This window comes from Bacteroides sp. NSJ-48, from assembly GCF_014287405.1.
Classification (GTDB): Bacteria; Bacteroidota; Bacteroidia; order Bacteroidales; family Bacteroidaceae; genus Bacteroides; species Bacteroides stercoris.
This window is the reverse complement of the sequence record NZ_JACOOD010000070.1, coordinates 1-12,301: the sequence shown is the minus strand read 5'-3', so window position 1 is coordinate 12,301 and position 12,301 is coordinate 1. Positions and strand designations below refer to the sequence as shown.

The 12,301-nt window shown below is 39.3% G+C and carries 10 protein-coding genes; 6 read left to right on the top strand and 4 right to left on the bottom strand.

Going from position 1 to position 12,301, the window contains the following annotated elements; translation table 11 throughout:
- Positions 1 to 413 precede the first annotated feature (413 nt).
- From H8S52_RS18785 to H8S52_RS18770, 4 genes are all read right to left on the bottom strand, one after another.
- On the bottom strand, positions 414 to 2,024 hold the full coding sequence (locus H8S52_RS18785; protein ID WP_011108554.1) for a DEAD/DEAH box helicase family protein: 1,611 nt from the start codon (positions 2,022 to 2,024) through the stop codon (positions 414 to 416).
- 167 nt (positions 2,025 to 2,191) lie between these two features.
- A complete protein-coding gene (locus H8S52_RS18780; protein WP_011108553.1) occupies positions 2,192 to 3,085 on the bottom strand; it encodes a hypothetical protein in 894 nt (297 codons plus the stop codon).
- A 134-nt stretch (positions 3,086 to 3,219) separates the two neighbouring features.
- A complete protein-coding gene (locus H8S52_RS18775; protein ID WP_011108552.1) occupies positions 3,220 to 4,086 on the bottom strand; it encodes a hypothetical protein in 867 nt (288 codons plus the stop codon).
- A 78-nt stretch (positions 4,087 to 4,164) separates the two neighbouring features.
- Entirely contained in the window at positions 4,165 to 5,433 is a 1,269-nt protein-coding gene (locus tag H8S52_RS18770) for a phage integrase SAM-like domain-containing protein (protein ID WP_011108551.1), read from the bottom strand.
- 356 nt (positions 5,434 to 5,789) lie between these two features.
- On the opposite strand from H8S52_RS18770, the gene H8S52_RS18765 reads away from it, so the two are divergent.
- The 6 genes from H8S52_RS18765 to H8S52_RS18740 all read left to right on the top strand — a co-directional run bounded on the left by H8S52_RS18765 (position 5,790) and on the right by H8S52_RS18740 (position 12,200).
- Positions 5,790 to 7,289 (top strand): phage integrase SAM-like domain-containing protein, encoded by a 1,500-nt coding sequence (locus H8S52_RS18765; RefSeq protein ID WP_117899902.1) that lies wholly within the window; start codon positions 5,790 to 5,792, stop codon positions 7,287 to 7,289.
- A gap of 176 nt (positions 7,290 to 7,465) precedes the next feature.
- Positions 7,466 to 8,758, top strand: a complete 1,293-nt coding sequence (locus H8S52_RS18760) for an ATP-binding protein (protein WP_117899903.1) — start codon at positions 7,466 to 7,468, stop codon at positions 8,756 to 8,758.
- Between the two features lie 20 nt (positions 8,759 to 8,778).
- Entirely contained in the window at positions 8,779 to 10,185 is a 1,407-nt protein-coding gene (locus H8S52_RS18755) for a DUF6043 family protein (protein ID WP_117899904.1), read from the top strand.
- 141 nt (positions 10,186 to 10,326) lie between these two features.
- The gene (locus tag H8S52_RS18750; RefSeq protein WP_117899905.1) at positions 10,327 to 10,632 is read left to right on the top strand and encodes an AlpA family transcriptional regulator; all 306 of its coding nucleotides are present in this window, start codon (positions 10,327 to 10,329) and stop codon (positions 10,630 to 10,632) included.
- 16 nt (positions 10,633 to 10,648) lie between these two features.
- On the top strand, positions 10,649 to 11,842 hold the full coding sequence (locus H8S52_RS18745; RefSeq protein ID WP_117899906.1) for a primase-helicase family protein: 1,194 nt from the start codon (positions 10,649 to 10,651) through the stop codon (positions 11,840 to 11,842).
- 172 nt (positions 11,843 to 12,014) lie between these two features.
- Entirely contained in the window at positions 12,015 to 12,200 is a 186-nt protein-coding gene (locus H8S52_RS18740; protein WP_229533274.1) for a CHC2 zinc finger domain-containing protein, read from the top strand.
- Positions 12,201 to 12,301 lie beyond the last annotated feature (101 nt).

The following is a 12,301-nucleotide window of genomic DNA, read 5'->3' as shown; positions in this document are numbered from 1 at the left end:
TGCTTCTTCTGCAAACTCACCCATGTTTAATGATTCTCTACGCTGTGCCATAGCTGGCATAATTACTAAATCTCTCATAATGAAATTGAATTAAATGGTTATTGATTGAATGGATTTAACAAGAACAAACCTAAAACACAAGTGAATTTCTTCGCTTGCATCTTAGGCTGTCCTATGTCTTTCCCTAAAGATTCTTTCAAAGGAAATGAGGAGTATTAGTAAATTATTGGCAGACTGTGATAATCGTGCATCGTGCCTGTTCTTGGATTAATAAGAATGCTTATTCCTGTCAGCCGTTGGACTACATTTCTAAAGCATTCTTTTTTATTTAGAGCCATGAGGGGGGATAATAATGTAGTGTACCTCCTCGCTCGTTACACTATAAACTTATGTAATCATCTTATGAGATAGGTTTATGCTTCACCTAAAGCCTCTTGAATGGATTTGATGGTTCGCAATCGCTTTAATTCTTTCACTCCAAGTTGGCGGTAAGCTCTGCCTAAGATTGGATATTCATGTTCTATATCAATGGTTTGCAAGTCAAATGTCATTGGGTTTGCTTTGATTTCACAATATCGTTTGTGTAGTTCTCTGAAAGTTGGCTTTACAATTAATTCCTTGACAAACTTCTCTGGTGCGATATGCCATTTACCTTTAGTAGTTACTATTCCAGATTGGGCATAAGTTTCTCTTAATGATTTGTCTGATTGGTAAACCACAGTAGCAATATAATAGCTGTAAAGCTGTAACTTGGCTACCATATCATTAACGACAAATTTATTCTCTTGATAAGATAGGTAAGATTCAATCCCAACTTTCTTAATCTCATTAATCTGTTGCTTGGTTGCCGCTTCTGATAGTTTGGTATTATTAAGCATATCAGCCCTTTCTTGTGCTGCCTTTACTTCCTTATCCACAATCTGCTCCATTTCTTCAAATGTTGTGTAATGGTCAGTAGCTTTAGTGTTGAAGATATGGACTACTTTATTTCTAAATGGATTGGACTTGGTTCTGATTCTTCCTACAATTTGAGGTATATCCATATCAATGCTGACCAATGTGTGTCTGTTCTGAACATTGCTGACAACAAAGCATAATCCTGTTTCAGAATGGAAGTCCACACCCTCAAATGATTTGGAAGTGATAAAGTTGAATTTCTTGGGAGCGTCAGCAGAACTTGATATAGTATATTCTTCTAAGGTTCTTCTATTCTTAGGATTGTCAGCACAAATAATTCTATAATCATCCTCTGTTAGTTGTGTCTGTTTAAGTATGGCTTTAATCTCTGTAACGCTGTTAATGAAGAAATATGCTTCCTTGCTCTCTATGCCGTTCACATTCAGACAACCTTTAGCTTGGTAGGTCTTGATAAACTTGGCTGCTACCATATAAGGCTTGTCTGTATGGTAAGGATAAACAGTAATATCATCTGTTGTATTCCAATCAGCTATGTATTCTGGAATGTCATTGAAGATTGCTGGCTTCAAATTGTTTGGAATAGGAGTAGCTGACAAGAAGCAATAGGATTTGAACTCTTTAAAGTGAGCCAACACCCCATTAATAGCCTTGTCTCTGAATGAGTATTGTTTAAGGAAGTTGTGGTATTCGTCAATCGTCAGTTTAAAGTCTTTAGGATTGATAAACTCCATCAACTTGTCTATCTTGTCATAGGTGCAGATAATCTTCTTTACTCCAACAGAAGATAAGTAATCCTTTAATTTTTTCTTTAGCTCTAAGGTGAAATTTCCATATAAGCCAAACAGGTTATTAACAACAGGACTTAATCCTGCTCTGCGTTCATGTTTCTTCCAGAACTTCACATTACCATCTGCATCTTTAGTTGGATAGCATTTGTTCTCAATCAGTTCTGTGGTTGGAACAGTAATGATATAATTCTCGTTATTGGTAAGTGCTATGGTAGTAGCACCGCAACCTGTCTTGACCTTATTAAAGATGCAGTTCATAGGGAAGTCCTTCATGGTAAGGAATCCATCTTTCTCTTGAATATCTAACTTGGTTATCATATATTGTTGGCTTTTAAAAATCTGTTAGCTGTAACCCCAATTATAGAATCTTAGATATGTCTAAAGTTCATATAATGGGTAATTTGAGATAGTTCTATAAGGCTGAAATGCTAAACCCAAGAATTTGGAGTAGAGAAGCCCACCTGTCACATGGGCTATCGAACAGGTTACTTCTTTATTTGTTCTGTCAATTTAGTTAGAGCTTCCTTATAAGATTTGGCTTCCATGCTCTGACCTGCAATTGGGGTGAAGTACTTATTCCAATTCTCTTTATTGATATGGTTGATAGTGTTTACAACTATTTCTATATCCTTACATTCAGTAAAGAATGCTTTCAGTCCTGCTCCAAAACGTCCAGTAAACCTATCATTAGAGATGAAGCTGTTAGATTCTAATGCCGCTAAGATTCTATCTCCCTTATCTTGTGTATCTTTGCTGATTTGAACTTTACTAAAGTCAGAGAGTTTCTTATATCCTTGTTGGATTGACTTGATTTGTGCTGCTGTCAGATTAGATGTTCCAAGAGTATAAACATTGAAAAGGAATGCAGGAATATAGCCTTCTTTCCTTTTATTAAGGATATAGTCTGCATTAGTATCTCCTGTTGAAATATTGGAAGCATAAAAATCATCATTAGACCATTTCCTGCCATTGTTACGTATTGATATGTAAGCCAATATATCCATATTCTCTTTAGAGAGTTTTACTGGCTGATAAGTAGCTGTAACATCTTTCAATTCATCAAACATGAGGGCTATTGTTCTATGCTGACCATCGCCACAAACACCGTCGTACTTGTCATAGTCTGCTTCCTGTACTTCAACCATTTTAATCTCGAAATTGCTGATAGTAGCAGAGCCTTCCCCTTTCTTACGAGTAATAGTAGGTCTGTACAACTTTCTACCGCCTAATTTATTCTTAGCTTCTTCCATTGGGAAGTATTCAATAGGCATTGTTTCGATGAATCCCCATGCCTTAATCTTGTTGTAAGATTCAACTACGTTAGAGTTGTCAATTTTAGTGCGGTTACCTTCGATGAACAATAAATTTAAGTTCTTCATGTCTTTGGGGCTTTCAGTGATTAGTCTGTGGCAACGTGCCTGCCAGCTTTCTGAAAGCGGTGCAAAGATATGTCTCTTAAATAGGGTATGTAAGAGTAAGTTTTATATCCCTGTTTTTACGTTGCTGAATATCATTAGGTTAGCATCTTATGAAGTGTAATATTAAAGTCTTTGAAGTCTCTCATCAACTTGTCAAATGTAGCGTTGTTATCTTTGGTACAAACGTATGCAGGGTCACCCATTAGTAATTTACATAGATATAAAGTGCATAAAGCTAAGTCTCTTTCTGCCTGTACAAAGCTGACTCCCTCAGACTTATCAGTTTTGATGGGAAGATAGTCTAACAATGTTTTGACCAAAGAATATTGGATGGTACGTTCTCTCACTCTCTTATTCTCTCTTTCAATGAGACCATGAGAGACAAGGTCATGGGAAGAATAGAACTCCAATAAAGATTGAATGAACAATGAATTGTTAAACTCGAAGGATTTACTGCCTACCTTAATATTCATAGTTAATTTGGTATTGGGTTGCTCCTTCAATAAGTAGAGAATGTTATCAATCTTTGTCCCACTTGTGGTTATCTGATTCTCGCTCCACACCTTAATAATATGATATAAGAATGCAATAAACTCAAATGTAGGTTGAGCTTTTAGCCCTAACTTTTTTATTGCATCCTGTATGTACGTGAATTTATAAAATCCATCTTCTGTAAAGGGTAGTTCTTTTAGATAGATTTCTCTACTACGATAGTATGCAAATGGAGCTTGGAGTGGTTGATAATCGAAGCCATTGAAGCATGGGAAGTTTCTACAATAGATTCTGATATATTCAATGCTCTCCAAAATAGAAGTAACATCTTCATGCTGATATTCATTTTTGAAATCAGTTTCTAAACTACTCTCCATATCAGTCAGCATAGTTTCATCAATCTTAGGGAGCATATCTTGTGGCTCTTCATAAGGGGAGTTTATATATTCAATGAACAGATTATCATCCATAATGCTTTTTGCTCTAATTCAGTACAAAGTTAAAAAATAATCCTCACCTGCATTTGCTGCAAGTGAGGAATTATTAGCTTACTTACCAAACACGTACTTCACAACTTTGGCGTTAGCCTTGTTCTCATTTACAAAGTCACGTTCAATATAAATGTCTGTCACTTTCATTGAGTCGTCTATGTGATTAAGGGCTGCATGGACTATATATTTGTCTATGCCTACTTTGTTCAATGCAATAGTAGCCCATGAATGGCGCGCTGCATAGTACTCCAAATCATCTACTTCTAATATTGAACCAATCTCTTTCAATCCAGAATTGATAGCCTTGTTAAATGTCTTTTCATCCCCATAATATTGATAGAAGTTGAACAGACGTTTTCCTGTGCTATCCTTGTACTTATCAATAAGAGGTTGCACTATCTTAGGAATATCTACCATCATCTTTGCACCATCCAATCTACGAGCCTTGGTTTTGGTTCTGTTATAGATAATAGTGTTCCCTCTCATTTTAGTAGCATTGTAAAGGTCTGCTGAATTGATTCCAATAAGACAGAATGAGAGAATGAAACAATCTTTAGCCAAGTTATAACGGCAGGTGGACTTATATCCTTTCTTCATGTCTTTATAAGGCAGCTTCCACACCTTTTTAATGATGTCTGCTGGAATGGCTCTCTTACGTGTAGCTTCCTGTTTAGGTATCTTGAAGTCCTCAAAGGGTGAGTTAGGAATAAGAATAAGGTTCTTGTCTTTCTTATTGAACTTACGTTTGGCTTCATTGAACAGCTTCTTGATGCTTACCAAGTAGAGGGAAAGGGTGCGGTTAGAGGTCACACGTTTACCTTGCTGCATTAGTTTCTTGGTACGTGCATCACGTTCTCCAATTAAAAATGCTTTGAACTGTTCCAAGAAGTCTAAGGTGATAAGATTTATATCCAATTCTTCCTTACCTACAAACCGTACCAAAGCATTGATGGCAGTAGTGTAATTGGGTGCTCCTTTTATGGTAGTAGAAGCTATCCACTCACGACTGAACTTTATAAAGTCAATGGTCTGTTGCTTCTCTTGCTCTCCGTTTAGGAACTCAATTATCTCATCCAATGAATAATGATTTTGGTCTAATTGCAGTTTTAAGCACTGTTCCCTATAATAGAGAACAAGCCTATCTATTTCTCTCTTAATGGAAGTGTCCTCTTTGAATTTGAGGGATTTAGTTAGGTCTTGTTGAGTTACAAACAGGTTGGTGGATAAGCGTTTTACCTTGCGGTCTAATGTGAATCTAATCTTGACGTTATAAGTTCCGTCAACTTTTAGTTCACTCCTTTTAATCTCAGCTTTAATAGTCAGCATATTAGCTCTATTTTAATTAGTCAACAATTAGTCAACATCTGCTTAAAATAGGAGTAAATCAACCAAGAGCAACAGAGTTATATCTGGAGGGTCTGCAAACAAAAAAGGCTGTATTCCGTTAGGAATCAGCCTTTTAGTTTGTGGACCAGCCTGGGCTTGAACCAGGGACCTCCAGATTATGAGTCTTTTTGTGTGGTGTTTCATGTAATTACATGGGATGTAAATATGCTGATAATCAGCGATTATTGGATTTTGTGGTTTGCAGGAAAATACGTACATTTGCGGTAGTTTTCATGCGAAAAGGTCACCTGAAGGTCACCAAAATTGGCGAAATATCACTTGTAAGTTAACGCATTATGAGGAAAGAAGGAACGGATAAGGTCACCGGAATGGCCAAAGAGGAAGTAAAACCCTCTTCGAGAGGCGAGAAATGCCTTGCAAAATTTACCGCTGCGAATGGCAACGTATATGGTTCGTTGACTCTTGACATACGAAAAGCAGGAGATTACTCGCAACCGCTTCCTGTTGCCGTGCGTGTATGTCATGCCGGACAGAAAGTGTTTCTTCGTTTGGGCAAAACGTACACCATGGAAGAATGGTTGGCTCTCTGTGATTATGAGAAAAGTGGCCGCCGTATTCAACTGACAGAGAGAAACGACATGAAGAATCTGATGGATAGAGTGGAGCTTATAGCCAATCAACTTATTTCAGAAAACAACTTCTCTCTTCGTAAACTACAAGACAGATTCCAAGGTAGAAAGGATGATGACAGCACCATTATTACGGTGTGGGATTCATATATCCAATCTAAGACCAATGAGGGCAAAGCTGGTTCTGCTCGTTGTAGCAAGGATGTGCGCAACCGTTTTGTAAAAGACTTGGGAACAGATGTATCCTTTGCTGATATTAACAGGGAGTTTATCATAAAGTGGGTGAGAATCATGAAAAAGAACGAACTGAGTACCACCACTATTGCCATCGCGCTTCGTAGCCTGAGAACCATTATCAATATGTGTATCTCAAATGGTCTGATGAAAGGGGATACCAAAGAGATGTTCAAAGACACAGGTTACAATAAAGCCCAAAGCCGCAAGCATGAGTTTCTTGATGTGGCTACCATGCGTAAACTTTATGACTTCTGGAAAGCTGACGAGGCAAAAGACAAGGACGGAAACGAGTTATTCCTTGGGCGGGAGAAGTATGCCATATTTCGCGACCTTGGATTATTCCTTTTTATGTATTTAGGTGATGGGCAAAACCTTGCCGATACTCTCCGTCTGACTTATGATGAACTATACTATGCCACTCATGGCAAACAACTGCGTTTTCTTCGGCACAAGACTCGTGAGCGAAATGAGAGTGCCAGTGAAGTGATATTTCCCGTTACCCCTGAAATACAAGAGATACTTAACCGATACGGTAATGTCCCTAAGCTCGGAAGGCGAGTATTCCCCATAATGAATGAGCTTCTTTCGCCCGAACAAGAAATATGGGTTATCCAACGCTACAATAGATATATACGTGAACACATGGCCAAAGTTGCCAAGCTGTTGGAAATGGAGCAAATGCCATCACCGACTTGGGCAAGGCATAGCTTCGCCACCAACCTTAATAATTCAGGAGTTGTACCTTATAAATACATAAGCGACAGCATGGGACATAGTGGTGGCGGTGACATTACTTCCAATTATATCGGTGCTTATCCTCTTGCAAAAATGCTGGAGTATAATCATTATTTACTCAATGAGAAACCCAAGGAGGCTACCCCGGTTGTAGATAAGAAAGCCTTGCTTGAGATGCTGAAAGGTTTGAGTGAAGAGGAGCGGATGGAGTTAATAGCTAATTTATCTGACTAATACAATCCGTTTATCACAAGAATACTAAATGAATTACCGCAAAAACGCGGAACAAAACACCGCAAAAACACCGAATGAAACGCCGCAAAAAAATGGATTGAATTACCACAAAAAGCACGAATTAGCAATGTAATTTGCAGAAAATGTGTATCTTTGCCATTGAAAAAGTATATTATATGAGTTATTATAAAAGAACTGCCGATGCCCTGCTGCAAGATTTACTGGATGCATTTGGGGCAGTATTGATAGAAGGTCCCAAATGGTGCGGTAAAACCACTACGGCATCTCAACTTGCCAATAGCATCTTGAGAATGCAAGACCCAAGTATGCGTGAGGAGTATTTAGCCACAGCTAAAACCAAGCCATCCATTCTGTTAAAAGGAGATACGCCTCGTCTTATTGATGAGTGGCAAGATGCTCCAATGTTGTGGGATGCGGTACGAACAACTGTTGATGACCGCCAAGTCCCCGGACAATTTATACTCACTGGTTCCAATGCTGTTGACAAATCTCAAATACATCATTCTGGAGCTGGTCGTATTGCCCGATTGCGTATGTTGCCTATGAGTTTGTGGGAGTCGCAAGAATCTACGGGTGAAGTTTCATTGAAAGAACTTTTCAACAATCCTGATTATGATATTGACGGTAAAATGTCTAAGATGACCGTCGAAGACCTAATCTTTGCTGCATCCCGAGGTGGATGGCCGGCTTCCTTGTTGGCTCGTACTCCAAAAGCTCAATTACTTGTGGCAAAGAACTATGTTCAAACCATTTGCTCTGACGATGTTTCCGGCATTGATGGAAAGAAAAGAGATGCCAAACTGACCAGCATGATACTTCGGGCATACGCTAGGAATGTTTCGACATTGGTCAAGAAAAAATCTCTTTTGGATGATGTAACCTCGTCTGGCGAAGTAAGTTGCCACATAGATACATTTGATGATTATGTTTCGGCTTTGGAAAAACTATTTGTTATCCAGAACATAAGTGCATGGTGTCCTGCCATAAGAAGCAAGACCGCTATCAGAAGCAGTGTAAAACGATGCTTCTGTGACCCTTCTATACCGATTGCCCTTTTGGGGTTATCTCCAGAGGCATTAAGTATGCAGCTTAGGACGTTTGGATTTATCTTTGAGCAGATGTGTATTCGTGACCTAAAGGCGTACACCATTGATTTAAATAGTCATGTATCTTACTACCATGACCGATACGATTTGGAAGCGGATATAGTGCTACATTTGGAGGATGGGCGATATGCTTTAATAGAGTGTAAGCTCGGTAGTAGCGAAATTGATGAAGGATCTAAACACTTACTCGAACTCAAAAGGCTCATACAGGAGCACAACAAAACGGAAAAACAAGTACCTCTTCGGGAACCCGATTTGCTTATTGTTATGACTGGTGGAAGCATGGCTTACACTCGTCTTGATGGAGTAAAGGTTATTCCGTTGGCGTGTCTTAAGGATTAACCAATCACCACATTATTTATATGGATGATGATATGAAGGAATTTCACCATGAAGACTATCCCAGTCAATCGGAAATGCAGGAATGGCTTGAGGCGAATCGGGAAATCTATTCAGACTTTAAGGGCAAGATTCAATCAGTCTTAAGGAATCCGTTGTGTGATAACTACAATGAACTGATAGACGATGAAATGGCCACGCTCCAAAGCATAATCTTGGAGATTATGACCACAGAAGAAAATGCCGATAAGATAATTGACAGATTTGCCAATACCATAAAAGATGGAAATGTGTCCGCTTGTTGTCTGTATTGCTATTTGGAACTGGATAATGGGGTTGAGGAAATAGAAAATGCCATGACCAACTTTGAGCAATCTGAGGATGCAAAATATATCAAAGATGGTATTCATACCTATTTAGAGGACAAGAAACGTGAAACTCAGGAGGCGGTCAACAAGGAATTGAATTTACTGAGTTTGCGCCGCTGGCACTATGACCATCCCGAAGACTATCAAGAATTCACAAATCTTTTTGCCAAAGCATACGAAGGTGACATGACTTTCGTTCTTAAAGGTATTACTTACTTGACTGAAATGCTATCACTCAATGGAATTAAAGGCATTGCAGAATTGCTTGAAAGTCTTTGTCCCGGAACAGAAAGCTACAATAAAGCCCAATTCGCAAGCAACCATCTGCAAGTCCATGAGAAACTGACAACCTTGTTCGATTCTACATTTAATCAAGAGGCTACGAAACAGAAGTTACTGCATAACAATCCTTTCATGTGCAGTGCGTTCTACTGGATGATATTTGACGATGGTTTTGTTAAGGTGGCAGATTTACTTTCTAAAACAATGATGGATGAGAGCTCCTCCGTCTGGCAGAAAGGCTTTGGAGGAGAATTCGTAAGGTCTTTAATGCTTGCCAGCCTTGACAAAGCGGCTTATACCAAAGGCGCATGGAAGTCTATGGGTAAAAATGGTGTAGCAAAAGAAGTGGTCAGCTCCACCTTACAAGAATCCAAAGGTCGGCGTGGACGCAAGCAAGCCTGTGTCCTGCTTGAAGAAATGCTTATACAACCTCATGTGGAACTTCTTGCCAATGAGATACAGATAATACTCACCGAATGGATGGAAACAAATGGTACAGATTCCGTTCTTGCCTATATCTTTGCTGCGTTGGCTAATGGTGGCTTGCTTAATGACTCTTATAATTACCGAACTTTCCATACTGCCATTTTGGAGAAGTTCCCGTCTCTTGGATTCAAATCTGGCTTTGACTGGGCAGAAGCCCTTTATAATGCCATTATCAATGAACATGACTATGATTATAATTTGAATTTGTCAGAAAGAGCCATTCAAATTGGAAAGGAACAAGCGAAGTTGATAGGCATAAGACTGCGCACTCTGCTTTCCCCTGATGTATATTGATTCCACCATAAACGCTTGATTAGTTAAAAAGAAACGCTATCCTGTTAAAAGCACCTCGGCAGAAATTGACACGATTTTTACCGAGGTGCTTTCTTTGTGTTCCATAGTAATTTCGCAGCATAATCATTTAAACAACATATTATGCAAGGAAGTTTTATCATGTTACAGAAGGATGACCTCAAGCAGGTTGTTTCCGAATTGGTGGAAGAGTTGGTAGGAAAGAAACCCCAATCCGATTTGACATCAGAAGAGAGTGACGAATACTATACGCGCGACCAAGTATGTGAACGTCTTCACATCACCTACACCACTTTGTGGCGTATGCAGAAAGAGGGCATTATCATCGTTCACAAGTTAGGTGGGCGTAACCTTTACTCAAAAAGGGAGATTGTTTCACTTGTGAAATCAAAAGTACAGGGCCACGGTTGTAGTGAATTGAACGTATAATCCCAAGAGAAACAATATGGAAGAATTATACATTCGGGTAGGTACCACCATATATAAGGTAGTGCAGCAGCCATTGGCCGATGGCACAACAGTCATTCGGCGAATACAATGGAGCTTTGGTACAATCCGGCAAGATTACGGCAAAGACAATATTCCTCCCATCACAAAGTATAATGGCTTTTGTACAGTGCCGAGCCATACTAACTACCAAAAGGAAATCGCTGGCTTTTACAATCTCTATGAACCAATTGACCACGTTCCGACAGAAGGTGATTTCCCCGATATTGAGAAATTGCTGCATCACATCTTTGAGGAACAATACGAATTAGGAGTGGACTATATGCAATTACTCTATACGCTGCCTACACAGAAATTGCCCATACTCCTATTGGTATCAGAGGAACGTAACACAGGCAAGACCACATTCTTGAATTTTCTCAAAAGTATCTTTCAAGACAATGCCACCTTTAATACAAATGAGGATTTTAGGAGCCAGTTCAATGCAGACTGGGCTGGCAAACTTCTTATTGTGGTAGATGAAGTTTTACTGAGTCGCAGGGAAGATTCCGAAAGGTTGAAGAATCTCAGCACTGCCCAAACCTACAAAGTGGAAGCTAAAGGAAAAGACAGGCAGGAGGTGAACTTCTTTGCCAAATTCGTACTCTGCTCCAATAACGAACTCTATCCCGTTATCATAGATCCGGGAGAAAATCGCTATTGGGTACGCAAAATCCGTCCGCTCGAAAGTGATGACACCAATTTCTTACTGAAGCTCAAAGAGCAGATACCGGCATTTCTCTACCATTTACAGCACCGTCCCCTATCCACCATCAAGGAAGGGCGTATGTGGTTCAATCCAGCTCTCATTAGGACTGAGGCTCTTGACCGCATCATTCAGTGTAACCGCAATCATACGGAGTTGGACATGGTGGAACTGATACGCGATATTATGGAAACGCAGCATGTGGACAAATTTTCTTTTATTCCACAAGATTTGATTCCTCTATTGACAATGAACGGGGTTAAGGTGGAGCAATGGCAAATACGAAAGGTGGTTAAAGATGTCTGGCGGCTTGTTCCGGCACACAATGCGCTTACCTATCTCACTTACCAGTGCGATTATGGCAAACCGGGACGAGTATCAGCTATCAGCAGGGTTGGGCGTTTCTATACGGTGACCAAAGATTTCATAGATTCTTTAGGAATGTAACCTTATATTGAGCCGTTGAATTGTTGAGGATAACAAATTAGTATTTGATATTCAAACAAATACAATTCAACAGCATCTCAACAAAAAGCATAACTGGGCAAAAGAGAAAGCTGTTTTTCTTTTCACCAGCCATTTCTCTCAACAATTCAACATTTCAACAATTCAATCTCGTATGATGACTATACAAGAAGTAAAGACAATCCAAATATCCGCCTTCCTCGCAGACAAAGGATATGAGCCTATAAATAAGAAAGGTACTAGGTGGTGGTACTTGTCGCCACTGCATACTGAGCAAACCGCTTCATTCAAAGTTGATTTGAACAAAAACTTGTGGTACGATTTCGATGCGCCCATATAGGCTACACAATAAATATCTCTATGGCAAGAGATTAGGTTAGAGTTCAACAGACCTATCCTCAACGACTTAGCTGGAGGAGAAATCCAAAGGTGACAAAAGCA